Origin of the sequence: Thiosocius teredinicola (assembly GCF_002009425.1) — a bacterium.
In the GTDB taxonomy this organism is placed as follows: domain Bacteria; phylum Pseudomonadota; class Gammaproteobacteria; order Chromatiales; family Chromatiaceae; genus Thiosocius; species Thiosocius teredinicola.
The window spans coordinates 2,453,235-2,479,258 of the sequence record NZ_CP019936.1 but is presented as its reverse complement, the minus strand read 5'-3'; the positions used below and the strand labels follow the sequence as shown (position 1 = coordinate 2,479,258).

At 61.3% G+C, this 26,024-nt stretch carries 23 protein-coding genes; 11 read left to right on the top strand and 12 right to left on the bottom strand.

The features are described 5' to 3' along the window. Positions 1-15 precede the first annotated feature (15 nt). The 7 genes from B1781_RS11870 to B1781_RS11840 form a co-directional block, all read right to left on the bottom strand. Complete coding sequence (locus B1781_RS11870; protein ID WP_078119873.1) at positions 16-411, bottom strand: acyl-CoA thioesterase; 396 nt, start codon at positions 409-411, stop codon at positions 16-18. Then, the gene (locus tag B1781_RS11865; RefSeq protein ID WP_078119872.1) at positions 398-2,194 is read right to left on the bottom strand and encodes an AMP-dependent synthetase/ligase; all 1,797 of its coding nucleotides are present in this window, start codon (positions 2,192-2,194) and stop codon (positions 398-400) included. The genes B1781_RS11870 and B1781_RS11865 overlap by 14 nt, the downstream gene beginning before the upstream one ends. Before the next feature lie 29 nt (positions 2,195-2,223). Next, positions 2,224-4,248 (bottom strand): 3-hydroxyacyl-CoA dehydrogenase NAD-binding domain-containing protein, encoded by a 2,025-nt coding sequence (locus tag B1781_RS11860; RefSeq protein WP_078119871.1) that lies wholly within the window; start codon positions 4,246-4,248, stop codon positions 2,224-2,226. Next, a complete protein-coding gene (locus B1781_RS11855; RefSeq protein ID WP_078119870.1) occupies positions 4,245-5,582 on the bottom strand; it encodes an acetyl-CoA C-acetyltransferase in 1,338 nt (445 codons plus the stop codon). The genes B1781_RS11860 and B1781_RS11855 overlap by 4 nt, the downstream gene beginning before the upstream one ends. A gap of 55 nt (positions 5,583-5,637) precedes the next feature. After that, positions 5,638-8,109, bottom strand: a complete 2,472-nt coding sequence (locus B1781_RS11850) for an acyl-CoA dehydrogenase (RefSeq protein WP_078119869.1) — start codon at positions 8,107-8,109, stop codon at positions 5,638-5,640. Between the two features lie 4 nt (positions 8,110-8,113). Beyond that, positions 8,114-9,109, bottom strand: a complete 996-nt coding sequence (locus B1781_RS11845; protein ID WP_078119868.1) for a C40 family peptidase — start codon at positions 9,107-9,109, stop codon at positions 8,114-8,116. Between the two features lie 150 nt (positions 9,110-9,259). Beyond that, positions 9,260-10,399, bottom strand: a complete 1,140-nt coding sequence (locus B1781_RS11840; RefSeq protein ID WP_078119867.1) for an aminotransferase class V-fold PLP-dependent enzyme — start codon at positions 10,397-10,399, stop codon at positions 9,260-9,262. 297 nt (positions 10,400-10,696) lie between these two features. Between B1781_RS11840 and B1781_RS11835 the strand changes: the two genes are divergently transcribed. Together B1781_RS11835 and B1781_RS11830 are read left to right on the top strand one after the other, a co-directional pair. Further along, positions 10,697-11,026 (top strand): hypothetical protein, encoded by a 330-nt coding sequence (locus B1781_RS11835; RefSeq protein ID WP_125932049.1) that lies wholly within the window; start codon positions 10,697-10,699, stop codon positions 11,024-11,026. A 149-nt stretch (positions 11,027-11,175) separates the two neighbouring features. Further along, complete coding sequence (locus B1781_RS11830) at positions 11,176-13,446, top strand: TonB-dependent receptor plug domain-containing protein (protein ID WP_078119865.1); 2,271 nt, start codon at positions 11,176-11,178, stop codon at positions 13,444-13,446. Positions 13,447-13,506: 60 nt separating this feature from the next. Here B1781_RS11830 and dsrE2 read toward each other — a convergent pair whose 3' ends face one another. The 4 genes from dsrE2 to B1781_RS11810 all read right to left on the bottom strand — a co-directional run bounded on the left by dsrE2 (position 13,507) and on the right by B1781_RS11810 (position 15,903). Continuing rightward, complete coding sequence (gene dsrE2, locus B1781_RS11825) at positions 13,507-13,998, bottom strand: sulfur carrier protein DsrE2 (protein ID WP_334223986.1); 492 nt, start codon at positions 13,996-13,998, stop codon at positions 13,507-13,509. A 128-nt stretch (positions 13,999-14,126) separates the two neighbouring features. Continuing rightward, the gene (locus B1781_RS11820; protein WP_078119863.1) at positions 14,127-14,357 is read right to left on the bottom strand and encodes a sulfurtransferase TusA family protein; all 231 of its coding nucleotides are present in this window, start codon (positions 14,355-14,357) and stop codon (positions 14,127-14,129) included. A 91-nt stretch (positions 14,358-14,448) separates the two neighbouring features. Beyond that, a complete protein-coding gene (locus B1781_RS11815; protein WP_078119862.1) occupies positions 14,449-15,057 on the bottom strand; it encodes a TetR/AcrR family transcriptional regulator in 609 nt (202 codons plus the stop codon). Between the two features lie 135 nt (positions 15,058-15,192). Continuing rightward, on the bottom strand, positions 15,193-15,903 hold the full coding sequence (locus B1781_RS11810) for an SDR family NAD(P)-dependent oxidoreductase (RefSeq protein WP_164513362.1): 711 nt from the start codon (positions 15,901-15,903) through the stop codon (positions 15,193-15,195). A 282-nt stretch (positions 15,904-16,185) separates the two neighbouring features. On the opposite strand from B1781_RS11810, the gene B1781_RS11805 reads away from it, so the two are divergent. The 4 genes from B1781_RS11805 (at position 16,186) to B1781_RS11790 (ending at position 19,482) form a co-directional block, all read left to right on the top strand. After that, entirely contained in the window at positions 16,186-17,757 is a 1,572-nt protein-coding gene (locus tag B1781_RS11805; protein ID WP_078119860.1) for a cryptochrome/photolyase family protein, read from the top strand. Positions 17,758-18,116: 359 nt separating this feature from the next. Continuing rightward, complete coding sequence (locus B1781_RS11800) at positions 18,117-18,278, top strand: cbb3-type cytochrome oxidase subunit 3 (RefSeq protein WP_078119859.1); 162 nt, start codon at positions 18,117-18,119, stop codon at positions 18,276-18,278. A 43-nt stretch (positions 18,279-18,321) separates the two neighbouring features. Next, positions 18,322-18,807, top strand: coding sequence for a DsrE family protein (locus tag B1781_RS11795; protein WP_078119858.1), 486 nt, complete (start codon positions 18,322-18,324; stop codon positions 18,805-18,807). A 111-nt stretch (positions 18,808-18,918) separates the two neighbouring features. Then, positions 18,919-19,482: a rhomboid family intramembrane serine protease gene (locus B1781_RS11790; protein WP_078122027.1), complete on the top strand. Its 564-nt coding sequence runs from the start codon at positions 18,919-18,921 to the stop codon at positions 19,480-19,482. 139 nt (positions 19,483-19,621) lie between these two features. Here the strand turns inward: B1781_RS11790 and B1781_RS11785 are convergent, their stop codons facing one another. Then, positions 19,622-20,077 carry a hypothetical protein gene (locus B1781_RS11785; protein ID WP_078119857.1) on the bottom strand — a complete coding sequence of 152 codons (456 nt, stop codon included), beginning with the start codon at positions 20,075-20,077 and terminating at the stop codon, positions 19,622-19,624. 364 nt (positions 20,078-20,441) lie between these two features. Here B1781_RS11785 and B1781_RS11780 point away from each other — a divergent pair, with 364 nt between their 5' ends. From B1781_RS11780 to B1781_RS11760, 5 genes are read left to right on the top strand one after another with little or no spacing between them, the layout of a single operon-like run. Continuing rightward, positions 20,442-21,428 (top strand): AAA family ATPase, encoded by a 987-nt coding sequence (locus tag B1781_RS11780; protein ID WP_125932269.1) that lies wholly within the window; start codon positions 20,442-20,444, stop codon positions 21,426-21,428. Between the two features lie 42 nt (positions 21,429-21,470). Beyond that, positions 21,471-22,406 (top strand): DUF58 domain-containing protein, encoded by a 936-nt coding sequence (locus tag B1781_RS11775; RefSeq protein ID WP_334223700.1) that lies wholly within the window; start codon positions 21,471-21,473, stop codon positions 22,404-22,406. Continuing rightward, on the top strand, positions 22,403-22,906 hold the full coding sequence (locus B1781_RS11770) for a DUF4381 domain-containing protein (RefSeq protein ID WP_164513361.1): 504 nt from the start codon (positions 22,403-22,405) through the stop codon (positions 22,904-22,906). The genes B1781_RS11775 and B1781_RS11770 overlap by 4 nt, the downstream gene beginning before the upstream one ends. Beyond that, positions 22,903-23,922: a VWA domain-containing protein gene (locus B1781_RS11765; RefSeq protein WP_078119853.1), complete on the top strand. Its 1,020-nt coding sequence runs from the start codon at positions 22,903-22,905 to the stop codon at positions 23,920-23,922. Before B1781_RS11770 ends, B1781_RS11765 begins: the two co-directional genes overlap by 4 nt. Continuing rightward, positions 23,912-26,020 carry a VWA domain-containing protein gene (locus B1781_RS11760; RefSeq protein WP_078119852.1) on the top strand — a complete coding sequence of 703 codons (2,109 nt, stop codon included), beginning with the start codon at positions 23,912-23,914 and terminating at the stop codon, positions 26,018-26,020. The genes B1781_RS11765 and B1781_RS11760 overlap by 11 nt, the downstream gene beginning before the upstream one ends. Positions 26,021-26,024 lie beyond the last annotated feature (4 nt).

Genomic DNA, 26,024 nt, shown 5'->3' with positions numbered 1-26,024 from the left:
ACCGATGTCAGTCAATCACGCGGTATCGTTGAGCGGGCGGGGTCGGCCATCGTCGCCGAGGGCGACGTAAACCAGGGTGGCGTCGGCAACCGTCTTGACGCAATTGGCCTCGAGCTGGCGGCAGGCCTCGGCGATCACGTGCACGGTAATCGAGGTCTGGCCGACACGACGGATTTCGGCATAGCAACTGATCAGGTCGCCGACGGCGACCGGCGCGAGAAAACGGAACTCTTTGACTGCGACCGTCGCGACCCGACCCTCGGCCTCGCGAATGGCGAGTATGCTGCCGGCGATATCGACCTGCGACATCAGCCAACCCCCAAAGATGTCGCCGTAGGCATTGGTGTCGGCGGGCATGGCGACGACGCGATACGTGAGTTCGCGTTCGCCGGCGCGTTCAGTGTCCTGCATAGAGTTTTTCGGTGATCTCGTGATACCGCTCGAGAATTTCACGACGGCGTAACTTCAGTGTCGGGGTTGCCAGGCCATTATCCGGTGTCCATGGCTCTTTGACCACCGCCAGGCCGCGTACCTGTGCATAACCGGGGAACGCCGCGATGCGATCCTGTACATGGCGCAGAAACAACGAGCGGACGTTCTCGTCACAACAGGTGTCTTCGTTGGCCGGATCGAGATGCAGCTCTCTGGCAACCCGTTCGAATGCCTCGGGGTTGGGTACTACCAAGGCGCTCAGATAAGGTCTGCCTTCGCCGATAACCAGCACCTGATCCACCAACTCATCGAGCGCGATGGCGTTCTCCATATCGCTCGGCGGTACCTTCTCGCCGTTGGCCATCACGATGATGTCCTTCAGCCTGCCGGTGATGGTGACATGGCCGCTGCTCGACATACCGACCTTGTCGCCGGTGCGCAGCCAGCCTTCGGCGTCGATGATCTGTTGAGTCGCCTCCGCATTGTTCCAATAACCGAGCATCACACTCGGGCTGCGGGTGAACAGTTCGTCGTTGTCGCCAACCCGTACCTCGATACCCGGCAACGGGATACCGACCGACTCCGGGCGGTTCTTATCGAGCGGATTCGCGGCAATGATCGGGGCGGTTTCCGTCAGGCCATAGCCCTGTACAACCGGTATCCCCAGGCCGATGAACAGGCGCGCCACGTTCGGCGGCAGCGGCGCACCGCCGCACACGGTGAAGCGCAAACGCCCGCCGAGCTTCGCCCGCACCTTACGCGCAACCAGCAAATCGAGCAGCGGCCTGATCAGAAACGAGGGTCTCCAGCCGGCGCGGCCCTGGCGATACTCGAAATGGGCGTAGCCCGTATCGACGGCCGCGTCGAACAGCTTGCGCTTCAGCGGCGAGGCTTTCGCCAGTTGGCTGGTGATCTTGGCATATACACGTTCGAAGATCCGCGGCACAGAGATCATCAGGCTGGGTTGAACCTCGGTCAGATCGTCGGCGAGTTGCGGTATCGAGCGGTTGTAGGCCGTGGCCGAGCCGGTGGTCATCGCGAGGTAGTAACCAACGGTGCGCTCGAAGGCATGTGACAACGGAAGAAACGACAACAGGATGTCGTGCTCGAACACGTCGAATACCTTTAGCGCCGCCTGCACATTGAAGATGATATTGCGGTGACTGAGCATGACGCCTTTCGGTCGCCCGGTGGTACCCGAGGTGTAGACCAGTGTCGCCATGCTGTCGGCGTCGCCGGGCTGGCAACAATAGGGCAGCGTGGCTTCGCCCAGCCAGTCGTTGATCGACGCGAAATTGCCGACGTTCGCCTGGTCGCACCCCTGAAGGCAGACCACACGCTTGAGTTTGGACAGCTCTTTGCTGTGATTTTCGAGGCTGCGGTACTGCTCCAGGCACTCGAGCAGCAGAAAACTCGCACCTGAGTCTTCGAGTATCCACGCGATGTTGTCCGGCCGGTCGTTGGTGTAGATCGGCACCGTGACCAGGCCGAGCCCGAGTGCCGCCTGATCGAACAGCACCCATTCCCAGCAGTTGCTGCACATGATCGCGACCCGGTCGCCGGCCTGCAGTCCCTCGTCGATCAATGCAGTCTGCCAGCGCGCGACTTCGTCGCGTGTCTGCTCCCAGGAGAAGCTGCGCCATTCGCCATCACGATGCTGCACGTAGGCGACACCGCCGGGTGTGCGGATGCAGCGTTCGTGAAATACGTCGGCCAGGGTCGGCGCGTGTTCCATGGTTATTATGCGTTGTTCATGAAGCATGACGTGTTCTCCCAACCACCTGTGTTTCGCTAAGCGATCGCCCCCCAGCCGTCATCGGCATGGAAATGTTCGCCGAAGCGGTCTTCGAGTTCGTGCAGGCGTTTCTGCACGGCCTCTGTACCTCGACTGTGTACGTAGTGCATCGGTCCGCCACGGAACGGTGCGAAGCCGGTACCGAATATCACGCCGGCATCCAGCAGGTCTTCATCTTCGACCACGCCTTCGCGCAGGCAGGCGACCGACTCGTTGACCAGCCGCAGGATCAGGCGGTCGCTGATATCGTCGTCGGACATGGCCACCGGTTCTTTGCCGAGCTCCTTGATCGGTTTGCCATCCTTCCAGGCATAGAAACCATGGTCCGACTTGCGGCCGAGCCGACCGTCGTTGACCAAGCGACCGAGTTGTTGCGGCACCGGGTTGTGCAGCGCCTCGGCCATCTTGCCGGCCACCGACAGGCAGATATCGAGACCCACCGTATCGGCCAGTTCGATCGGACCCATCGGCATGCCGAAGCCCATCGCGGCGCGGTCGATCACCGGCGCCGGGATACCTTCCTCGATCAGTTCGACCGCCTCGAGCAGGTAAGGCATCAACACGCGGTTGACCAAAAAGCCCGGCGTGCTGCGCACCTTCAGCGGCAGCTTGTCGATATGGCGCGCAAAGGCAGTGGCGCGTTTGATCATCGCAGGATCGGTGCGTTGGTCGTGCACTACCTCGATCAACGGCATCTTGGCCACCGGGTTGAAGAAGTGCAGGCCGACCAGCCGATCCGGCCGTTCGAGGTGTTCACCCAGCACCGCCAACGGGATGCTGGATGTGTTGGTCGCCAACACGGCATCGGGTTTCATACGCGGTTCGACTTCGGCGTATAGATGGCGCTTGGCGTCGATGTCTTCGAAGATCGCTTCGATCACGACGTCCGCGGTGCGCACGCCGTCACCCCGGTGATCGGGCATCAGCCGGTCGACGGCGGCCTGGCGCGCGTACGGATCTTTGAGCTTGCGCGCGAACAGTTGATGGGCGCGCTTGACCGCGCGGGTGAGATACTCCGGCGCGCGATCCTGCAGCGTGACGCGCATACCGCGCAAGGCGCACCAGGCCGCGATATCGCCACCCATCACGCCGCCGCCGATTACGTGCACCTGTCTGGCGTCGAAATCGGCCTTGTTGCCCTCGGCTTTCAACCTGTCTTGCAGCATGAACACGCGTATCAGGTTCTGCGCCTCGGTGGCGTTGATCATGCGTGCGACTCGGCTTGCTTCGCTGGCATACATCGCCGGTTCGTCGCCGGCCGTGTTACGCCAGTGATCGAGCAGTTCGTACGGGGCGGGGTAGTGGTCGCGGCGTATGCGCTTGTCGAGTTCACGTGTCATGAAGTGCACGACGAGCGGGCGCAGCGGTGCCATTGCCGGTAGGCGTTTGAAACAACCGGCACGACTTACCCTGGGCTGACGGGTGGCCAGATCGATCGCGGCCGAACGTAACTGGCGCAGCGGTACGGCCATGCCGACCAACCCCATCTTCTTCGCCGCTCGGCCGCTGACGGTACGCCCGCCGAGCATCAGTTCCAACGCCTTCAGGTCGCCGAGCAGACGCGTGCTGCGTACGCTGCCGCCATAGCCGGGAAAGATGCCGAGTTTGACCTCCGGAAAGCCGAGCCGGGTCGCCTCATCGTTGGCGCATACCCGGTAGTCGCAGGCAAGCGACAACTCCAGGCCACCGCCGAGACAAAAGCCATGTATCGCGGCGACCGTGGGAAAGGCCATCGATTCGAGGCGATGCAGTATCTCGTGAACCCGCAGGATGTGTTGCTCGGCTGAGGCCACGCCCGGCACGTTGGCGAACGCCTTGACGTCGGCGCCGGCGATGAAACCGGACGCCTTGCCCGAGCGAATCACCAAGGCCTTCGGATGCATCTGCGCGACCTGCACCAAGGCATGGTCGAATGCCTCAAGCAGACTTTCGGTGAGCACGTTGGCCTGGCTGTCGGCCTTGTCGATCGTCAGCCAGACGATACCGCGCTCGTCTTTCTCAATCGCGAAGTACTCGTTCATGCGCCTGCTCCCAGTGTCGTGTTCTCCAGCAACAGGGCACCGCCCTGGCCACCGCCGATACACAGGCTGGCCATGCCGAGGCGTTGCTGATTGCGTTGCATAACCTTCAGTGCATGCAGGGTGATGCGCGCGCCGCTCGCACCGACCGGATGGCCGAGACTGATGCCGCCGCCATCCACATTCAGACGTTCTTCATCGATGGGCGCGAACGCCGCGGGTAGATGCATTTGTTGTTGTGCATAGTCGTCGGACGACCAGGCCCGGCAGCAGGCGAGCACCTGGGCGGCAAAGGCTTCGTTGATTTCCCAGGTACCGATGTCTTCGGTCTGCAGATCCTGGCGCTGCATGATCGGCGCCATGGCATGCACCGGGCCGAGCCCCATCTGCGCCGGATCGAGGCCGGCCCATTCACTGTCGACGATGCGCCCGAGCACCGGCAGGTCATGCCGTTCGACTGCGCCTTCCGAGGCCAGCAACAACATCGCTGCGCCGTCGCTGACCTGCGCGCTGTTGCCGGCGGTTACCCGTCCGACCGGGCGGTCGAACACCGGGCGCAACTTGGCAAGCGCCTCGACGGATGAGTCCGCGCGCACGCCGTCGTCCTGTTCGTAAACATTGCCGTCTGCGTCGTACAACGGCTCGATCTCATTCATATGGCCGTCGTCGAACGCCTTGGCGAGACGCAAGTGACTGCGCACCGCGTACCCATCCATCATCGTGCGGTCGATGCCGAAGCGCTCTGCCAGTTCTTCGGCGGTCTGCCCCATCGAAAGCCCGACCACCGGGTCGGTCAGGCCGCGTAGCAGCGCGATGACCGGCTTGAAGTGCTGCATGCGCAGCTGCATCAGGGCCCGGCCGCGTGCGCCGAGTGAACGCGCCTGGCTCCAGGCGCCAAGCCAGTTGACCATCAGGCTGTTGAGCATGACCGGGTGGTGGCTCATGGCCTCGGTACCGCCGGCCATGACCAGGTCGGAGCGCCCGGTAGCGATGTCCAGGGCGGCACTCTCGATCGATTGCATGCCCGATGCGCAGTTGCGCTGCACCGTCCAGGCCGGCATCTTCTCGCTGCATCCAAGGCGCAGGGCAACCACGCGACCGATGTTGGCCTCGTCTACTCCGGACGACACACAACCCAGGATCAGTTGATCGAGTTGTTCAGGTGTGATGCCGCAGCGGTTGAGCAGGGCTCTGCCTGCGGCCAGCGCCAGGTCAGACGCGGTGAACGGGCCCTGCCTGCCGCGCGCTTTGAGAAACGGCGTACGTGTGCCGTCGACCACGTAGACGGCGCGACCTTTCAGTCGCCCGCCATCCGGCTTGATGTCTGCGTCACTCATCTCAATCCTCCTGTCACTGCGACCGGTCAGTCCGGCCTTTCTTCATGTGGCGATGTCACACCGCATAGATCGCGGGTTTCTTTGAACCCTTGGGTTGTCTTGCGTATTGCTTGCCGTAGTCGGCGAAGCTGTCGACCATGATCACGTCGCGCCGCAATGCCTGCATCTCGATCAGCGCGTCGGCGTCTTCCTGCGTGATGATGCCTTGCTCGATCGCTTCATTAATGCGGTCGGCGGCGTGCTTGCTGCGCAACAGGCCGGCGCGCTTGGCGTCGCGCAATGTCTTCTCAATCGGCTCGACGCGGGCGGCGTGGGCGAAGGCGCGCTCGTAGTCGGCCTGACGTGAATGATGCTCGTGGCCGATGTAGATGCCTTGCGTCAGTCGGTCGCGCGCCGCCCCCGGCGTCATCACCAGTTGCGCCGCGTCACGATCGACGAGGTCGCTGGGTTCGGTGTAGGGCGAGCCGGTCGGGAATACGACCAGGCGCAGCAGCCATGCAAGTGGGCGGAACGGCAGGTTGCGGAACAGCAGGCGCAGGCTTTCCTGCATGTGGTACAGCGAGTTCTCGCACGCCCATTGCACCAGCGGCAGGTCCTCTTCAGGGCGCCCCTGGTCTTCGAAACGCTTGAGCACCGACGAGGTCAGGTACAACTCGCTGAGTACATCGCCGAGACGCGCCGACAAACGCTCCTTGCGCTTCAGTGCACCGCCTAGAGTCATCATCGCGACATCGGCACTCAGGGCGAACGCGGCGCTCATCCAGTTGAGCTGCTGAAAATAACGACGCGTCGGTCCCTGTACCGGCGAGCGCGTGAAGCGGCCACGCGTCAGGCCAAGGAACAGGCTGCGCGCGACATTGCCGAGCACGAAACCGACATGACCGAAGATCGCGTGATCGAAGTCGGCCAGGCCGCGTTTTCGGTCCGGGTTCTGTACGGCCTGGAATTCTTTGAGTACCCACGGATGGCAACGCACAGCACCCTGGCCGAAGATGATCATCGAGCGCGTCAGGATGTTTGCACCTTCGACCGTGATCGCGATAGGTATCGCCTGGTAGGCGCGGCCGAGCAGGTTGGAAGGGCCGAGGCAGATGCCGCTGCCGCCCTGGATATCCATCGCATCGTTGATGCAGCGGCGGTACTTCTCGGTCAGGTGATATTTCACGATGGCCGATATCACCGACGGCTTTTCGCCGATGTCCAACGCGCCGAGGGTCAGGGTGCGCGCGGCGTCCATCTGATAGGTGAGGGCGGCGATGCGCGCCAGCGGCTCTTGAATGCCTTCGAAACGTCCGATCGGCATGTTGAACTGACGGCGGATCGCCGCATACGCACCGGTAAAGCGGCTGACGGTCTTGCCGGCACCCACGCTCAGTGCCGGCAGCGAGATGCCGCGGCCTTCGGCGAGACACTCAACCAGCATGCGCCAGCCCTGACCGATGTATTCGCTGCCGCCGATCAGCTGCGACATCGGGATGAACACGTCATGCCCTTCGTTCGGTCCGTTCTGGAAGGGGATATCCAGCGGGATATGGCGTTCACCGATCTGCACACCGGGTGTGTCGCGCGGTATTAATGCCAGGGTCACGCCCAATTCTGTCTGCTCGCCGAGCAGGTGATCCGGGTCATACAGTTTGAACGCCAGGCCGAGCAGGGTGCATACCGGGCCGAGCGTGATGTAACGCTTCTCCCAGTTCAGGCGTACGCCAAGCTCGCGCTTGCCCTGCCAATCGCCGTAGCACACCTCGCCACGATCAGGGATGGCGCCGGCATCGCTGCCGGCATCCGGGCCGGTCAGGGCAAAGCAGGGTATGTCGTCACCTTGAGCCAGACGTGGCAGATAGTGCTGCTTCTGTTCGCGGGTGCCATAGTGCAGCAGCAGCTTGCCCGGGCCGAGCGAGTTCGGCACCATGACCGTCACCGCAGCGGTGACGCTGCGGCTGGCGATCTTCATGACGACCTCGGAATGTGCCAGTGCCGAGAATCCCTTGCCGCCAAACTCTTCGGGAATGATGAGCCCGAAGAAGCCTTTCTCGCGAATGTAGCGCCAGGCCTCGGGCGGCAGATCCCGGTCTTCGTGCGTGATGCGCCAGTCATCGAGCAGGCTGCACAACACCTCGGTTTCATTGTCGATAAAAGCCTGTTCCTCAGCGCTCAGGTGCGGCTTGGGCATATTCAGCAGGCGTTGCCAATCGGGTTTGCCGGTAAACAACTCGGCGTCCCACCATACGCTGCCGGCTTCGAGCGCCTCCTGTTCGGTCGATGACATCGGCGGCATGACTTTGCGGAACTGATGGAACAAGGGCGCCGTGATGTAGCGGCGTCGGATGGCGGGCACACCAAGCAACAGGACGGCTGCGGCAGCGACCGCCCAGAGGGGAATGACCACCCATCCGCTCAACTCCGTGCCGATGGTGGTCACGGCGAGCAGCGCAGCCAGCGCCGCAACCCATACGCCGGTACCGGCACCCCAATAGGCCAGCGCCCAGACCACCGCAATGCTCAAAACCAGTGTTGCAAAGCCCATACCATTACCCTCTGCGTTTCAGGAAACCCAGACCGTAGGTACGGCGTACGGGCGGCACAGGTGCCAGGGTTTCTTCGTCGTCGGATTCGAGTTCGGTTGTGGTTTCGATCACCAGCACCTCGTCGACCTGCTCGTCGAGCGGTTCGGCAACCGGTTCGGTCGCCTGCTTGATCGTTTTGCTCGGCACCGGGTTGAACGGGCGCGTCTCATCGTTGTAGAGATCGCCTTCGGTCCACGGCAGGCGGTGATAGACGCCGACATCGTTGATGCCGAGATACGGGTACTTGATGATCGAAAAGTAAGGTGAGTAATCGAAATCGCGCGGTGCGAACAAACGCGGATTGCGTTTGCGGAAACGTACGCTGCCATCGTCCGCCCGGTCGATAAACGGCAGGATGGGGAAGTCGACGGCATTGAAGGCCTCGGCCAACAGGGTGGAGCACACCGTGCGTGTCGGCTTGCCTGCATTGTGTTGAAACAGGCTCGAACGCCAGCGTCGCGGCAGGAAACTCCAGGGAAAGAAGAACCGCGCGAGATCGAGGATCTGGCGCACGTCGTAGTCCCAACCGAGTTGTTTGACCGCGTAGCCGACGACGGCCTCGGCATCGATTGGCGACAGTCCCGCGGGCCGGCAGATGCGCAGGTGGTCGTGCTTGTAGTTCTTCAGTGACGAGACAATCGTGCCGCGGCCGATCATCGCCTCGATGATCAGCTGGTCTTCGGGATCGCCGTCATAGTGATAGGAGATGACGGCGCGCAGGTCCGGATCCTTGATGTCGTACAGACGACCGACATACAGGATGGAGTGACTCCACGGGCTTTGGGTGATGAGCTTGATGACTTCTGAGACACGACTGCGTCCCTCGACCAGAATGACGTCGCCGGTGCGAAGTTCGAACCCGAGCCGATTGAAATCGCACAGCGGAATCGGCGACGGTGGATCTTCTTTTTTCAGCCAATGAGTGGCTTTGTCGTACAGCCATCTCAACAGATCTCGCATCTTTCGAGGGCCTTACATGAGTCGTTACCAAGTATAGACCTCAAAATGGGACGCAATGTTTCATTGATAAAAATAATATGTCTGTACTATTTTTATTTTCCTATTAGATGGTACTAATAAAATAGATAAAACAATAGCTCAGAAATTAAATTATAGAGTTTGGATGAGTTGACTAATTGTATTCACCGCACGGTCGATCACGCCTTGCGGCGTATAAAAGTGTGGCGCCAGGCGGATGCCGCCGCCGCGAGCCGCACAAATCACCCCGGCATCCATCAGCGCCGGATACAGCGACCCGGCGGGTTTCTTTTTGTGGGTAAAGGTCATGATGCCGGCCCTTTTGCGCGCCTTGCCCGGCGTTACCAGTTTCACCCCCGGGATCTCGGTCAAGGCGTTCTGCAATAACGCCATGTTGTCGGCCAAGCGTTGTTCGATGAAATCGAAGCCGACCTCTTCGAAGAGGCTCAGACTGGCCTCTAGCGCATGGATGCCCATCATGTTCGGCGTGCCGGGTTCGAACCGACGGGCAGAATGCGCCGGTTCCCATTTCGTCGATTCGAAGGCGTAGGTGTCGTCGCGCATGGCCCAACCGAACTGATGCAGGCTGAGGCGGTCGCGCAATTCGGGGCGGCAATAGAAGAATCCCAAACCCTCCGGCGACAGCAGCCATTTGTGACCGCCGGCGGTGACGAAGTCGGCCGGTGTGTCCTTGAGGCTGAAACGCTGCGCGCCGAAGCTTTGGATGCCATCGACACACAGCAACACGTCTTTGGCGCGACAGGCCTCGGAGAGCCGCTGCATATCGAAGCGGTAGCCGGTGGCGAAATGCACGGTACTGATCGCCAGCAGGCGCGTCTTCTTTTTCAGGGCGTCGATCAGTGCACCTTCCGGGTCTTTGCTGCTCAGCGCATCGATCGGCACATAGCTGACACCCTGCTCGCCGAGTACCTCCCAGGGCATCTGGTTCGAGATGAAATCGCCGGCCAGCCCGACGATCTGGTCGCCGTCTTTCCAATCGAGCCCCTGGCTGACGATCGACAGTCCCTCCGAGGTGTTCTTGACCAGCGCGATGTCGGCCGTGTCGTCGGCATCGATCAACCAGGCGATACGTTTGCGCAGGCGTTCTTCCACTGTGAGCCATTGCGGGTAGTCGGCCGCACCGCGCGTCATATTCTGTTGCGCGAAGTTACTGACAGCCTGTGCAGTGCGACGCGGCCACGGACCTACCGCGGCGTGGTTCAGGTAGCACAGCTCCTGGTCCTGCGGGAATTCAGAGGGCAGATAGAGCATGGGTTGTAAGCCAGCGTAGTTAACAGAGATCAAGCTGAACGCTAACCCAGACAGGGTGTGGCTTCAATGAAACTACGTACTTCTACCGGCATTGGCAAAGTCTGATTGCGTGCATCTCGACGAGATAACATAATCGGTCCGCCAAGGGGTGATCCCATGCTTACAGCGGAATCACCCAATTGCACAAAAAAACGCGATCAGTAAGCCATGAAGTCGACACGTCACGCTACAACGCGCCGGTTCCCTGCGAGGGGATCGCGAGCGGCCGTTGCGTGGCTGTTGATCGCCGGATTCCTGATGCAACCGATCCTGGCGTACCTGGTTACGCCCATGGTTGGACACAACACCCAGGGACAGACGGTGATCGTGTGTACCCTGAAGGGTCAGAAGCTGGTCAAGATCGATCTGCCTTCGATCATTGATACAGCTGCAGCCGAGCCCGATGCGGAACACTGCTCGGCCCTCAAGTTGTTCCAGATGGCCGGCGCGGCCCGCATCAGTCCGCCTTTCACGCCGTTGCCTGTTCACCTGTATTCCGTCGCCGTGTTGGATCAAACCGCCGACACGCCGCACAGAACGCTGCATTTCTCGGCATACGCCACGCGCGCGCCACCACGTCTCACCTGAAGCCCATCGCTTAAGTTCAACCGGCTGCAACTGTCGACGCGACTCTCGTTGAGACGCGTTCAGCGCTTGTGCCTGTCGTTACCCGCGGCAACACCAAGGCAAGCACAGTGGTTGCAGTCGGTCCATGCAAACTTCAGGACCGAGAGACTATGAACAACACGATTACGTTCAACACCTTTGCGCGCACAAAGCTCGCGATCTGCGTCGCGCTCGCATGCGGCACCACAGCCACCCATGCCGATGAGATGACCCTCGATACCATCACGGTGAAAGACACGCCGGTAGAAGAGGGTGCAGGCACCGGCACAGCGATCGATCAATCCACGCTGCAGTTTCTGCAACCGGCAACCAACGACACGGCCACGCTGCTACGTGATGTGCCGGGCGTGAACCTGAACGGCGCAGGTGGAGTATCCAGCCTGCCGGCCATTCACGGTCTTGCCGATGACCGTCTGCGGATCAAGGTCGACGGCATGGACCTGATATCGTCCTGCCCCAACCACATGAATCCGCCCTTGTCATATATCGAGCCGAGCAACGTCGGCAGTCTGCAGGTGTATTCGGGCATCTCGCCGGTCAGTCTCGGCGGTGACAGCATTGGCGGCAGCATCGTCGCCGAAACGGTGGCGCCGGAGTTCGCGTCTCCGGGCGAGGGTAATCTGGTCAAAGGCGAGGTCGGTACCTTCTACCGCAGCAACAACGATGCGTTCGGCGGCAATGCCGGCGCGACCTTTGCGACTGAAGCCTTCAGCATTCGATACAGCGGCAGTTGGAGCAAGGCCAACAACTACACCGCCGGTGACGATTTCAAGACGACGACCGCGACCGGCGTACCCGGGCATGAACTGCCGCTCGACGAGGTCGGGTCGACGGCCTATGAAACGCAGAACCACACGCTCAACCTCGCGGTGAAGGCGGGCGATGATCTGTTCGAGGCCAAGCTCGGCTACCAGAACATGCCCGAGCAACTCTACCCGAACCAGCGCATGGACCTGCTCGACAATGAGCAGAAACGCGTCAGCCTCGGATGGACCGGTGGATTCGATTGGGGCGAACTCGAGGCGCGCGTGTACCACGAGAGTGTGGATCACTTCATGGACTTCGGCCCGGACAAACGCTTCTGGTACGGTCCGCTATCGCAACCGCCGGCAGCCCCCGAGATCGGCACGCCCTGTTCGCCGGTCGGGTTTATGACCTGCGCGGCAGGCATGCCGATGTACACCGAGAGTGAAACCACGGGCGTGACGTTGCAAGGTGAATACGATCTGACCGATGAAGATCTGATAAGGGTCGGCGCTGAGTATCAACGCTACCGGCTCGACGATTACTGGCTGCCGTCCGGCGGCGGTATGTGGCCGGAGACCTTTCTCAACATCAACGACGGCGAGCGTGATCGCACTGCGCTGTTTGCTGAATGGGAGTCACAGCTCAATGCCTCGTGGATGACCTTGCTCGGCGTGCGCTATGAGCGGGTGACGACCGACGCCGACGATGTGCACGGCTATGCCATTGTGATGCCGGCGCCGGGCAACCAGCTTGTCGATGCTGCCGCGTTCAATGCGCAGGAGCATGAGCGCACCGACGACAACGTGGATGTGACGGCGCTTGCGCGATACGCCCATAGCGACAATCTGGATATCGAGTTCGGTGTTGCACGCAAGGTACGCTCGCCGAATCTCTATGAGCGCTATGCGTGGTCGACCTGGGGCATGGCCGCGGCGATGAACAACTTCGTCGGCGATGGCAACGGCTACATCGGCAACATCGACCTCGACCCGGAAAAGGCGTACACGGTATCGGCAACCTTCGATTGGCACGCCGCGGATCGTAGCTGGCAGGTGAAAGCAACGCCGTACTACACGCGCATCGAGGACTACATCGATGCCGTTCGGCTGACCGGTTGGTCGGCGGATCAGTTCAATGTGCTGCAGTTCGAAAACCAATCGGCACGGATCTATGGACTCGACCTGTCCGGGCAGATGGTGCTCGGCCGCAACGATTGGGGTGAGTGGGGCCTGAAGGCGCTGGTCAACTACACCGATGGCGAGAATCGCGATACCGGCGACGATCTGTACAACATCATGCCGTTGAACGGACGCCTGACGCTGACCCACAAGCTGGGCGGTTGGGACAACAGCCTCGAATGGGTGTTGGTCGACAGCAAGGACAACGTCTCCGACGTGCGCAACGAAGTGGAGACCGATGGTTATGGCCTGGTCAACCTGCGGCTCAGTCACTCGTGGAAGCAGGTGAGGGTCGACCTCGGTGTCGAAAACATGTTCGACAAGTTCTACGTGTTGCCGACCGGTGGCGCCTATACCGGACAGGGCTCGACCATGAGCCTGAACGGCATACCGTGGGGCATCGGCGTACCGGGCATGGGACGTTCGATCTATGCCGGTGTGAACGTCACGTTCTGACGAACATCGCGTTCGGCAAAGGTGAAAAAGGGAGGGGCAATGCCCCTCCCTCCAGGTTCCTTAGACGAACAGATTTACCTCGGCTTTTGCTGCACGCGGTAGAAAACTCGCCGCACCGACCCACTCTTCGATATCGTCGATGAAGGCATCCTTGCCATAGTCGAACAGGTCGACCGTCATCTGGCAGGCGATCAGCTTCACCTCGGCCTCGACACACAAGTCGCGCAGTTCCTGGATGCGCGCGATGCCTTTGTGGTCCATCGTCTTCTTCATCATGTTGGTTGCCATCGACTGAAACCCGGGTACCGTCATCAACGACGTCGGAATGTTCAGCGCCTTGCCCTGCAACCAACCGCTGTTCGGCGGCAGCTTCATCGGCATGGCCGGGTTGCCAAGCGGGGTCACCTTGAGGTCGAGATCTTTCTTCAACAGTTCGAGGCCGTAAAAGGTGAAGAAGATCGAAACATCCCAACCGAGCGCCGCGGCGGTCGATGCGAGGATGAAGGGCGGGTAGGCCATATCGAGTGTGCCCTTGGTCGCGATGATCGTCATCGCCGGCGTCTTGGCGGCATCGATGGCGGCCATGCGCTGATCGAACCGCTGGTCGAACCAGGCGTTCAGCTTGGCATCAGACATCTCGCTAACGGCAGTACTGCTTTGCATGGTGAAACTCCCTGGCTTCAGGCCTTACGAATGCGGAAGTGAAACTCGCCGTCGGCCTGTTCGCTCGACAGCATCTCGTGGCCGGTCTGGCTGCAGAACGAATCCAGGTCTTTCAGCGAACCCGGGTCGGTCGCGGTCACTTGCAGAATGTCGCCCGACTGCAGGGCTGCTATGGCTTTCTTGGTGCGCAGGATGGGCAGGGGACAATTGAGCCCACGGGCATCCAGGGTGTGCAGGTTGTCGGTCATACGTCTTTCCCTCCGTTGTGCGTCTTGCAGACGCGTTATAGATGACCGGTCGGTCTAGTCGCCGGCCAAATGAAAACCCATTTTTGGGATTTCAGTTGTCGTGTTTCAGCTCGATGCGCAGCGTTTTGATCGCCGGGCCCAGGCGGGCGACGATCTCCGGATCGTTGCCGGTCTTGGCGAGCAGGATCACGCCTTCGAGATAGGCGAGCATCGCCTGGCTGGTGGCTGCGGCGTCGAGCGGGGCGATATCACCGCGCTCGACGGCCTCGACCAGGGTCTCGTGAAACTGGCTGCTGGCCTTCTCAAATACCGCGTGCACCTTGGCCCGCAGCACGTCGTCACGCGTGCTCACCTCGAGCGCAAGGTTGCCGAACAGGCAACCCGGCATCCGGCCTTCGAGGTCTTTGGCCGCTTTCTGCCAGTAGTAGGCGGCGTCGACCAGGTAGTCGAGACGCTCGAGCGGCGGCAATGCCTTGTCGAAAGCCTCGGCAATGAAGCCGTGCGCCCATTCGTCCGCCATATCTTCGATGACGGCCATGGCAAGGTCTTGTTTCGATGGAAAAAAGTGATAAAAGCTGCCTTTCTGCACCTTGGCCAGGTCGCAGATTTCCTTGATGCCGACATCCGCATAACTGCGCCCATGAAACAGCTCACGTGCGGTGGAAAGTATACGGGTCCGGGTGTCGGTCAGGTTAGTCATGGTCTAAGTATAGGTGACCGGTCGGTCAAGTCAATTGGGGGTTGCCCGGTGAGCTTACTACGGTCCACCACAGAAGCGTTGCCGAACCTGGTGATCGGCGGTCGAGCGTAGGTCTCTGAATCGCTGAACAGGTCTTCAAAAGGTCTCGACATCCGGGCGGATATCCAGCTCGTGCGTCCACGCGGAACGGGGCTGTTCGATCAGCGTCAGGCATGTCTGCGCGACGGCAGCCGGGTCGAGGCATTGATCTTCGCGCATGCGGAAGGTGTCGCGCGCCCGCTGGCCCCACATCACGCCATCGATGATCAGGTGGGCGACATGTATGCCCTTGGGGCCATACTCACGCGCCAGCGATTGGCCCAGTCCACGCAACGCAAACTTGGCCGAGCCGAAGGCGGCAAAGCCGGCGCCGGCCTTTATCGATGCGGTCGCACCGATCAGCAATAAGGTGCCGGCCTTGTGTTGCAGCATCGCCGGCAAGACGCGCTGTGCACCGTGCACGGCGCCGAGACAGCTGGTGCGCCACTGCAGTTCGAAGTCGGCCGGGGCCGTGTTCAGGAACTCCTGGTGATGCAAGGTCGCGGCGTTATGGATGTAGACGGCCGGTTGACCGAAGTGTTGTTCGACCTGGCTGACGGCGGCATCGACCTGTTCGGCATCCGACACGTCACACCCAATCGCCACGAAACGATCGTTGCCGATTTCAGCCGACAGGCGTTCTCCGGCAGCCGCACTGCGCGCAAGGCCTGCAACACGGTAACCGGCTGCGGCGAGTTGCGTGGACAGGTGAAAGCCCAGGCCATCGCCGATACCGGCGATCACGGCGATCTTTTTCGAGTCGGACATCTGACCAATCAACTCCCCGGACGATCTGTGTCGTGGGTGTCTCGCTAAGCAGAGACAGCCATCGGCCCTATCGTACCGGTACCGAATTGAGCGAGAAAGCACGCCTGCAGTGACTTGCCCTCCGGCGAGGCGAGCGCCGGCAGTGTCGGTGGCGTGAGGCAGCAAGCGGGTGTCCAGATTATTCCCCCGTTTTCGGTTAGTTTTTCCTCTCAGACGCGCGCGCCATAGTCGACGCTGCTCACGCCAATTTGATTCGATCAACAGCACAGGGGAGGCTGCACTTTGTCGAATTCGGCCTACGAGGACAAAGTGCGCCATCTCGTCGTGGTGTTCGGCGACCAGCTCAATTTGGATTCATCGGCATTCGACGGTTTCGATCGCGACCACGATGCGGTACTGATGATGGAGGTGGTCGAAGAGGCGACCTACGTGCCGCAGCACAAGCAGCGACTGACGTTGTTCTTTGCAGCAATGCGCCACTTTCGTGACGAACTCACCGCTGAAGGTACACGCGTGCACTACGGCACGCTGGACGATCGCAACAATCGCGGGACGTTCAGCGACGAACTGACGCGCTGGGTACACAAGACCCGGCCGGACAAACTGATTGCTTGTCAGCCGGGTGATTACCGGGTGTTGCAGATGCTTCGGGATACGGCCGGCAGCCTGGATTGTTGCCTCGACGTGCGCGAAGACCGCCATTTCTACTGCGATCGCGAAACCTTCGCGTCACATGCGCGCGGTCGCAAAGAACTGCTGATGGAAAACTTCTACCGGCAGATGCGTCGTGAACACCGGGTACTCATCGACAACGGCAAACCGGTCGGTGGTGATTGGAACTTCGACAAGCAGAACCGCGAGAGCTTCGGTGCGCGCGGACCGGGGGATATCAAACGACCGACCGCGTTTCGACCCGACGATGTCACCCAGCAGGTGATGAAGACGGTCGAGCGGCGTTTTGGCGGTAGCCCCGGTGCCTTGGAGCATTTTCACTATCCGGTGACACGCGACGAGGCCAAGCGGGCACTCAACGATTTCATCAAACACCGCCTACCTTCGTTCGGCACCTACCAGGATGCCATGGTGCGCGGTGAACCCTTCCTGTTTCACTCGCGCCTGTCGGCAGCGATAAATCTGCATCTGCTCAGTCCACGCGAGGCGGTCGATGCCGCAGCGCATGCCTACCAAGCCGGCGATGCACCGATCAACGCCGTCGAAGGTTTCGTGCGGCAGATCCTGGGTTGGCGCGAGTACATGCGGGGCATCTATTGGCACTACATGCCGAACTTTGCCGAGATGAACAGCCTGCAAGCTGAGCAGCCGATGCCGGCGTACATGTGGACGGCCGAGACCGACATGGCCTGTGTCAGCGAATCGGTCGGGCAATTGATCGAGCACGGCTACGCCCATCATATCCAGCGCCTGATGGTGCTCGGGCTGTACGCAATGCTGTTGGGCGTCAGGCCATACGATGTGCATCGTTGGCACATGTCGATGTACGTCGATGCAATCGATTGGGTGTCCTTGCCCAACGTATTGGGTATGAGCCAATACGGCGACGGTGGACTCGTCGGTACCAAGCCGTATGCCGCTTCCGGAAACTACATCAACAAGATGAGCGACTACTGCAAAGGCTGTCGGTTCGATCCGAAGAAGGCAAGCGGCGACGAGGCCTGTCCTTTCACCTCCCTCTATTGGGATTTTCTGCAACGGCACCAAACGCGATTCGCCAACAACCGCCGTATGGGCTTTCAGCTCAAAAACCTCGAACGAAAATCGAACGCCGAACTGCGGGATATCGGCCGGGCGGCGCAGAAACACCGCGATGCGGCTACGGCAAAAACCTATCTGTAGGCATTGAAGTGCGTGGTCCGCCATCGTTTTCCGTTCGGTATCGACAACCGCTGTAGCGATGAACGAAACCCGATCCGCCGCACAGGATATGACCCGATACGCGATCGAATATCGTTGGATGCGGTCGTGCACGCGTGTGACAAGCCCTGTGCAACGCAGCGGTTATTGTGCGCCGACCGTTGGCGCAAATAGGCCGCGAAGCCACTCAACGCCTGCCGTTACCCTCGAGAAACCAGCGTTTCCTACGCGGGTATAAGCCTTGTTTGGAACCTGGCAGGGCTGGCTTGTCTTATGTAGTAAGCGGTGGCCGACTGTTGACGACGTTGGCCTCACGACCTGCAAACCAAGAGGAATAACGCATGACAACCGAAGTCTTTCTAGATTACCTGTTGCTGTTTGGCGGTCCTGTTCTGCTGATCGCGATCATTGCCTTCGTGTATCGGCCGTCAGCCCGTCAAGCCAATAAGGAAGCCAAACAGATCCCGTTCAACGAATCCGACAGGCCGGCGCACCGGCGCTGATCGCGCGGACACAGTGTCGAGGAACGAGAAAAAGGAGCATGCGATGCGAACAAGCTATCTAACGAGTTTCATTGTGCTGGCGTGTCTGGCGGCGGCCTCACTACCCGTGGTGGCCGAACAGGCACCATGGGGCAAAGGCGAGGTCGAGGCAATTGCGTATTCGCCGCAAAAGGTGGTGTACGACGTTGCAGTACGCGATGCAAAGGCGCTCGAACAGGTGTTGGACAGGGTCAGTTTCCTAAACAATATCTACAACGCCGATCCGTTCAGTGCGTCGATCGTCGTGGTGCTGCACGGCGACGAGATCCCCTTGTTCGCGATCAAGAATGCCGACAAGCACATGGCGCTTATGCAACGGGCGCAGAGCCTGACCGTCGCCGGTCCGATCGAGTTCCGCATGTGCCGGGTCGCAGCGAAGGGTCACGGCTTTGAACCACACGAGATTCACGGCTTCGTCAAACTGGTACCGATGGCTGATGCCGAACTGGTGCGGTTGCAGCGGGAAGAGGGCTACGCCTACATGCGCTAGCCTGCCGCTGACAGGTAAATTATGCTCGGTTGCTATTGTGCTGTTTGTCAACAGGAGAGGTGAGTGAGGGACATTCCGGTGGTCGTCGGTTTCATCGCCGCGTGCGTGGTGATGTATCTCCTCGAGAAGTCATCCGGTGACTGGTTGACGATCTGGCTGGCGCTGTGGCCGTTGAATACCCACATCGTGACCGACATCGGTACGATCGGTTTTTCACCCTGGCAGGTGGTCAGCTACGCATTCCTGCACGGCGGGGAGTTGCACCTGTTCCTGAACCTGTACGCGCTGTGGATGTTCGGCGCGCCGCTCGAGCGACGTTGGGGCTCGGCGCAGTTCGCCGGATATCTGCTCGGCTGTATCGTCGGCGCGGCGATCATCCAGTTGATCGTGGCTGCAATCCAGATCGGCAGCGGTTCTCCTCCATACCGGGTGATTGGCGCCTCGGGTGGCGTCTTTGGACTCTTGCTGGCCTTCGGCTATCTGTTTCCGAACCAACAACTGTTCCTGTTGTTTCCACCCATGCCCATCAAGGCGCGCTGGTTCGTGATCGGCTACGGTGTGATCGAGCTGTTGGCAGGCCTGACCGGCAGCGCCAGTGGTATCGCCCATTTTGCACACCTTGGGGGGATGCTGGCCGGGTACCTGTTGATCCGCAGCTCACGCGCGCTGCGCTGAACGCTGACTCGTGGCTGCAACCTGACTGGGCTGTCGATAATGTCCTTTGGCGACAGCTTCGGTGCTTCGGGTCCTGTCCGGTGAGCTTGCGTAAGGCATCGCAGCCTAGCGCGCCCAACTCTCCTCTGCGGCGCCGTCATTACTGCGGAGCGTCGCGATTCTCGAGCCGTTCGATAAGCGCCTCGATCTCTGCATTGATCTCGTGGTAGGTCTGCTTGAGTTCTTCGGGCGTCGTGCGCTGCAGGCGATCGGTGTCGCCGAGCGCACTGAGACGGCGCCTGACGGAATCGATCTCGGCGCGCATGCTGGGATCGCTACGGGCCTGGTCGAGCGCGTCGATCGCGCTCTCGAGATCGCGGTGCGTCTCCTCAAGGTAGCTCAGCAGGTTGGCCTCTTCGCTGAACGCGATCTCCAAGCGTTCTTTGGCAGTAACCAGCGCGGTACGGGCCGGCGAATAGTAGTTCGGTCTTTCGTCGCGGGCTTCGAGCACAAGGTATGTCAGAATAGCGCCACTGATAACCACGACCGCGACGATCAGCGCTCGCCACGGCAGCCGGCTCGGCGGCTTGCCCGTCGCCTGTTTGGCGTCGCTCATGGCAGATACTCCGCGTCAGAATGATTGGTTGATGCGCATTTCATGGTGTCCTGCTCCTGGTTCCGCGGATGGGATCATCGACAAGAGTGCAGCGTGCAATGTTCCTTGGGAGTTTCTGATCTGCAGCGCGCGTTCCCGCCGCGGGTGGGTGAACGCCTTGTCCGGCGTGCCCGGCAATTGGCACCCGAGCCCTGTGTCGATGAGAAAGGCGCATACCGGCGGCGGCTTGCCACGGCATTGGAATATACCGCTGATCCGTAATCAATCACTTTGGGAACATTCCCTTTGTTTTGTGGACCAAAGCGACACAAAGAGACAAAGGTGAAGCATGCAGAATTCATCAAGCCCGCTGGAGGCAGGCAATATGTCGAACGAGAGGTTGCCGGCAAGCGCAGCACACGAGCAGTTCAGCGCGCTGCGACGCCATGTCGAAGCGCAGATACTTGGCCAATCGGAACTGGTGGAGCGACTGCTGATCGCACTGCTCGCAGATGGCCACCTGTTGGTTGAAGGTGCACCGGGTCTGGCCAAGACCAAGGCGGTCAAGGCATTGGCAACCGGGCTGGAAGGCGACTTCCACCGCATTCAGTTCACGCCGGACCTGCTGCCGGCCGACCTTACCGGTACCGAGATCTACCGCCCGCAGGATGGCAGCTTCCGCTTCGACAAGGGGCCGATATTTCACAACCTGCTGCTTGCCGACGAGGTGAACCGCGCGCCCGCCAAAGTACAGTCCGCACTGCTCGAGGCGATGGGTGAACGCCAGGTAACGGTGGGACGCGAAACCTACAGTCTGCCGCCGCTGTTCATGGTCATGGCGACGCAGAACCCGATCGAGCAGGAAGGCACCTATCCGCTACCCGAGGCACAACTCGACCGCTTTCTGATGCACGTCGAGGTGGGTTATCCGGATCCGGAAACCGAGAAGTCGATACTGCGCCTCAATCGCGAAGAGGCGAAAACATCCGAATCGGCGGCCACGCAGCAGACGTTGACGCAGGCTGCGGTGTTTGCCGCGCGGCGCGAGGTTCTCGACCTGTTTATGTCGCCGGACGTCGAGGACTACCTGGTGCAGCTGGTCACGACCAGTCGCAATCCCTCCGCCTATGGCGGTGCCCTGGCTGATTGGCTGCGCTTCGGTGCCAGCCCGCGGGCCACACTGGCATTGGATCGTTGCGCGCGTGCACGCGCATGGCTCAAGGGACAGGATTATGTGTCGCCGGAAGATATCCAGGCAGTCGCGCTCGACGTGATGCGGCATCGCGTGCTGCTGTCCTACCAGGCCGAGGCCGAAGGTCGGACCGCACAAGCCTTCGTCGAGGAACTGCTCTCGCTCGTGGCCGTTCCCTGAGCGGCACTTGCGCCCCACATTACCCGGATGAACCCTGACTCTGTGCAAAACGCTAACTCCGGCAACGGCGTCGAAGTCGATCTGCAAACGCTGATCGGGCTGCGCCAGGAGGCGCGGCGGCTCGACATCGCGCCGCGCGGCAAGGTGCTGGCGACGCGCAGCGGCGGTCACCTCTCGCGTTTTCGCGGTCGCGGTGTGGAGTTCGACGAATCGAGGGTTTACCAACCCGGCGATGATCCGAGAAACATGGACTGGCGGGTGACGGCGCGATCCGGTCAGCCGCATGTCAAAGTGTTTCGCGAAGAACGCGAGCGACCGGTGTGGTTGCTGGTCGACGTCGGTGAGAGCATGCGTTTCGGTACCCGGGTCGCGTTCAAATCGGTGATCGCCGCGCAAGCGGCTGCACTCTTGGCGTGGGCCGCTGCCGACAAGGGCGATCGGGTCGGTGGACTCGTATTTGACGAAACCCGCCATTTCGAACGGCGGCCGGTGGCGCGCACGCGCGGCCTGCTGCCATTGCTCAAGGCACTGTCCGAGGCGCCGATCCCCGGCGAAGACGGTGGCCATTCATCGGTGTCGTCTGCCGCCGACCACCTGACACACCTGGTACGTCCCGGCAGTCTGGTGTTTCTGCTCAGCGATTTTGCGGGCATCCATGCCGATGACGGCGCCTGGCTGGCGCGTCTCGCCCGCGGCAGCGAGGTCGTCATGGTGCATATCTTCGATGCGATCGATGTCGAGATACCGCCTGCGGGACTGTATCCGGTAAGCGACGGCAACCAGCGCGGCGTATTGGATACCGCCGCGCAGCGTGTGCAAGCGAGTTGGCGGCAGCACTATGCCGATCGCGTCACCACGTTGCAGACCTTGAGCCAGCACCATCGTGCCCATCTGATCGACCTGCGTACCGATTGGCCGGTCGGTGCCGCGCTGCATCGTGGGTTGCAGCCACGCAGAGTACCTGGAGGCATTCGGTGAATCCGGCGTCAGCGCTCGGCGCGCCAGACCCGCTGGCCGGGTTACGTGGTTATCATCTACCGGAGCCGCCGAGTTGGTGGCCGCCCGCGCCGGGGTGGTGGGTGTTGGCTGCCGCGGTGCTGATCGCCTTCGCGGTGTTGGCCTATTGGTACACACGCCGTCGCCGCCGGCTGGCCGCAGCACATCAGGCACGCCATGAACTCAAGGTATTGCGCCGGCGTTTCGTTCGGCACGGCGATGCCGTCGAATACGTCAGGGAGCTATCGAAGCTGTTGCGACGTTATGCAGTGACTGCTTTTCCGCGTCGCGACGTCGCCGCATTGACCGGCAATGCCTGGATGGATTTTCTCGACCGCCATGCAGGCAATGCGCAATTCACCCAGGGCGTAGGGCGCCAGCTCATCGATGCGCCTTACAAACCGGCCGCATCGATCGACGTCGAGCAACTGGCTGCCCTGGTCGACGACTGGATCCGTCGCAACCGGGAGGTGGCCGCATGATCACCTTGGCGTGGCCCTGGTTGCTGTTGGCCTTGCCGTTGCCCTGGTTGGTCAGGCGCTTGGTCAAACCGGCGAGCCCGCAGATCGGCACGACGCTTCGATTGCCCTTTTATCGCGAACTGGCTGCTGCAGAGGGAGGTGGCGTCAGCCGCAGCAGGCGCTGGCATCTTTGGCTGGGGTGGGTGGCTTGGCTGTTGCTGGTGCTGGCGGCCTGTCGTCCGCAATGGCTGGGTGACCCGGTCGAGCTGCCGATGGTAGGGCGCGACCTGGTTCTGGCGGTCGACGTATCCGGTTCGATGGAGCAGGAGGACTACCGACTGCGCGGGCGTACCGTAACCCGACTGGATGTCGTCAAAGCCGTGGCAGGTCGGTTCATCGAAAGCCGTGCCGGCGACCGTCTCGGCCTGATCTTGTTCGGTACCCGCGCCTACGTGCAAACGCCGTTGACCCACGATCGCGAAACGGTGCGCACCATGCTCAACGAGGCGGTGATCGGTTTGGCCGGGCGCGATACGGCGATCGGCGATGCCATCGCGCTTGCCGTCAAGCGACTGCGAAAACAACCGCAGGACAACCGCGTACTCATTCTGTTGACCGACGGCACCAACACCGCAGGCAGCATCCCGCCGATGGCCGCTGCGCAACTCGCGGCACAGGCCGGTGTGCGCGTCTACACCATTGGTATCGGTGGCGGACAGGTCGGTGTTCGTTCGGTGTTCGGCATGCTGCTGCAACGTGGCTCGGACCTCGACCCGGCAACCTTGCGTGCGATTGCGCAGACCACCGGCGGACGCTTCTTCGAGGCGACCGACGCAGCGCAGCTTGAGCAGGTTTACGCCGAGCTCGATCGGCTTGAGCCGAGCGTGCGCGATAAACGCACGTTCAGACCGATGACCGCGCTGTTCATGTGGCCGGCCGGCGCAGCCCTGTTTTTGTCCTTGGGTATGGCGGTAAGCAGCCTGCCGCGACGAGTGCGCGCAACGCGTGCCGCTGGGGTGGTGAACGATGTTCACTGAGTTTCATTTCCTGCGCCCGGCCTGGTTAGGGTTGTTGATCCCGTTGGCGGTGCTGTTGTGGTGGATGTTGCGCCGGCAAGGCGATAGCGAGGTGTGGCGGCGTGTGGTCGACCCGCACCTGTTGTCGCACCTGTTGGTCGATGGACAAGGCGGCAGGCGTCGGTGGCCGCTGGTGTTGCTCGCCTTCGCCTGGTTGCTGGCGGTGCTGGCCCTCGCCGGACCCGTGTGGCAGCAGCTTCCCAGCCCGGTATACCAGGCGCAGCAATACCGGGTCGTGGTGCTGGATATCTCGGTGTCGATGAACGCTGCCGACGTTCGGCCGTCACGCCTGGCAAGGGCGCGATTCGAGATCCTGGATCTGTTGCGCAAGGCTAAAGAGGGGCAGAGCGCGTTGATCGCCTACGGCGCCGAGCCTTTCATTGTTTCGCCGTTGACCACCGACGTCGCGACAATCGCGGCCCAGGTGCCCAGCCTGGACACCAACCTGTTGCCCATCGGCGGTTCGAAACGTACCGATCTCGCATTGCATGCCGCGGGCGACCTGCTGGCACAAGCGGACGCGCCCGACGGCGATATCATCCTGGTTACCGACGAGCTCGAATCAAAAGATGCCGCGATCAAAGCAGCCGGGCAGATGAACGAGCGCGGCTATCGTGTCTCGGTTCTCGGCGTGGGCACGCAAAAAGGGGCACCGATCCCGATGGGCAATGGCGGCTTTGCCAAAGATGCCTCCGGCGCGATACGGCTTGCCGGACTCGACCAAGCAGGCCTGACGTCGCTGGCGAAGGCAGGAGGCGGCACCTACGTCACCGCCACCGCCGGCGACAGCGATATCGATGCCTTGCTACCCAACGATTCCCGTCAGCGCGCGCTGGTCGACGCCGGCCAAAGCGAAAACCAGGCAGGGCAATGGCAGGAAGAAGGGCCTTGGTTGTTGCTGCTCGTGTTGCCGTTGGCCGCCCTGGCGTTTCGGCGGGGCTGGCTGAGCCCGCTCTTGCTGTTGTTTGTTGTGTTACCGTCACGCGATGCCACGGCGCTGAGCTGGAGCGAACTTTGGGCATCACCCGATCAACAAGCGATCGAAGCGTTCAAGGCTGGTAAGGCGGCAGAAGCGGCCGAGCTGTTTGAACGGCCGGACTGGCGTGCGGCTGCGCAATACGAAGCCGGCAACTACGAGAAAGCACTGGATGCCCTGCAAAGCGGGCAGGGCGGCGAGGTCGCCTACAACCAGGGGAACACGCTGGCACGCCTGGGACGCCTCGAAGATGCGGTAGCTGCCTACGAGCGGGCGCTGCAAGCCGAACCGTCGAATGAAGATGCCCGGCATAATCGCGACCTCGTGAAACGCCTGCTGGAACAGCAAAGGTCGCAGCAGGAACAGCGTCAGCAACCGGGCAACGCCGACAATCAACAAGACGGCGATGCGGCATCACCGTCACAGAATGGTCAAGACCGGCAGGACGGAGAAAAATCGCAGAACGCTTCGGACCAGTCCTCGAACGGCTCCGGGGACAGTTCAGAGGGCGACCCGTCGTCGGCATCACCACAGGCCGAGTCTGAACAATCGAGTTCCGCGGGACAGTCGAAGGACGATCAGCAGCAGAACACGCAAGCCGACGGCGCCGACAAGACCGAGGAGCAGGGCACTGCGGACGAGAAGGGTGACCAAGGCGACAAACCAGAAGCACCATCGCAACAGCAGGCCAACGATTCCAACAAGGCGAACAAGCCAGGCGCCGGTGATACGGCTTCGACCGAGCGGCGACAAGCAGGCGCAGCACCGTCCAACCCGTCGCAGATGGCGCCGCAAAACGAGTCGAACAACAACGCGCCACAAGCGTCGGTTCGCCCGTCAAGCGCGGGCCAACCGAACTTGGATACACGACAGCAGCAACCCGATATCGACGACCTGCTGAACACGCGCAATGCCGTGCAGCGAACGCCCGCCCATGGATCGAGCCAGGCCATCAACCCCGAACACCAACAGGCGATGGAGCAGATGCTGCGCCGGGTCGAGGACGATCCGGCGGGACTGCTAAGACAGCGGTTTCTGCTGCAGCACCTGCGTCGTCACGGCCGATTGCCGACAGGAGGATAACCAA

What these genes read in the sequence shown, in the direction of transcription:
- B1781_RS11870 (WP_078119873.1), bottom strand. Translation starts at nt 411, where the DNA reads ATGCAGGACACTGAACGCGCCGGCGAACGCGAACTCACGTATCGCGTC.
- B1781_RS11865 (WP_078119872.1), bottom strand. Translation starts at nt 2,194, where the DNA reads ATGCTTCATGAACAACGCATAATAACCATGGAACACGCGCCGACCCTG.
- B1781_RS11860 (WP_078119871.1), bottom strand. Translation starts at nt 4,248, where the DNA reads ATGAACGAGTACTTCGCGATTGAGAAAGACGAGCGCGGTATCGTCTGG.
- B1781_RS11855 (WP_078119870.1), bottom strand. Translation starts at nt 5,582, where the DNA reads ATGAGTGACGCAGACATCAAGCCGGATGGCGGGCGACTGAAAGGTCGC.
- B1781_RS11850 (WP_078119869.1), bottom strand. Translation starts at nt 8,109, where the DNA reads ATGGGCTTTGCAACACTGGTTTTGAGCATTGCGGTGGTCTGGGCGCTG.
- B1781_RS11845 (WP_078119868.1), bottom strand. Translation starts at nt 9,109, where the DNA reads ATGCGAGATCTGTTGAGATGGCTGTACGACAAAGCCACTCATTGGCTG.
- B1781_RS11840 (WP_078119867.1), bottom strand. Translation starts at nt 10,399, where the DNA reads ATGCTCTATCTGCCCTCTGAATTCCCGCAGGACCAGGAGCTGTGCTAC.
- B1781_RS11835 (WP_125932049.1), top strand. Translation starts at nt 10,697, where the DNA reads ATGCAACCGATCCTGGCGTACCTGGTTACGCCCATGGTTGGACACAAC.
- B1781_RS11830 (WP_078119865.1), top strand. Translation starts at nt 11,176, where the DNA reads ATGAACAACACGATTACGTTCAACACCTTTGCGCGCACAAAGCTCGCG.
- dsrE2 (WP_334223986.1), bottom strand. Translation starts at nt 13,998, where the DNA reads ATGACGATCATCGCGACCAAGGGCACACTCGATATGGCCTACCCGCCC.
- B1781_RS11820 (WP_078119863.1), bottom strand. Translation starts at nt 14,357, where the DNA reads ATGACCGACAACCTGCACACCCTGGATGCCCGTGGGCTCAATTGTCCC.
- B1781_RS11815 (WP_078119862.1), bottom strand. Translation starts at nt 15,057, where the DNA reads ATGACTAACCTGACCGACACCCGGACCCGTATACTTTCCACCGCACGT.
- B1781_RS11810 (WP_164513362.1), bottom strand. Translation starts at nt 15,903, where the DNA reads ATGTCCGACTCGAAAAAGATCGCCGTGATCGCCGGTATCGGCGATGGC.
- B1781_RS11800 (WP_078119859.1), top strand. Translation starts at nt 18,117, where the DNA reads ATGACAACCGAAGTCTTTCTAGATTACCTGTTGCTGTTTGGCGGTCCT.
- B1781_RS11795 (WP_078119858.1), top strand. Translation starts at nt 18,322, where the DNA reads ATGCGAACAAGCTATCTAACGAGTTTCATTGTGCTGGCGTGTCTGGCG.
- B1781_RS11790 (WP_078122027.1), top strand. Translation starts at nt 18,919, where the DNA reads ATGTATCTCCTCGAGAAGTCATCCGGTGACTGGTTGACGATCTGGCTG.
- B1781_RS11785 (WP_078119857.1), bottom strand. Translation starts at nt 20,077, where the DNA reads ATGAGCGACGCCAAACAGGCGACGGGCAAGCCGCCGAGCCGGCTGCCG.
- B1781_RS11780 (WP_125932269.1), top strand. Translation starts at nt 20,442, where the DNA reads ATGTCGAACGAGAGGTTGCCGGCAAGCGCAGCACACGAGCAGTTCAGC.
- B1781_RS11765 (WP_078119853.1), top strand. Translation starts at nt 22,903, where the DNA reads ATGATCACCTTGGCGTGGCCCTGGTTGCTGTTGGCCTTGCCGTTGCCC.
- B1781_RS11760 (WP_078119852.1), top strand. Translation starts at nt 23,912, where the DNA reads ATGTTCACTGAGTTTCATTTCCTGCGCCCGGCCTGGTTAGGGTTGTTG.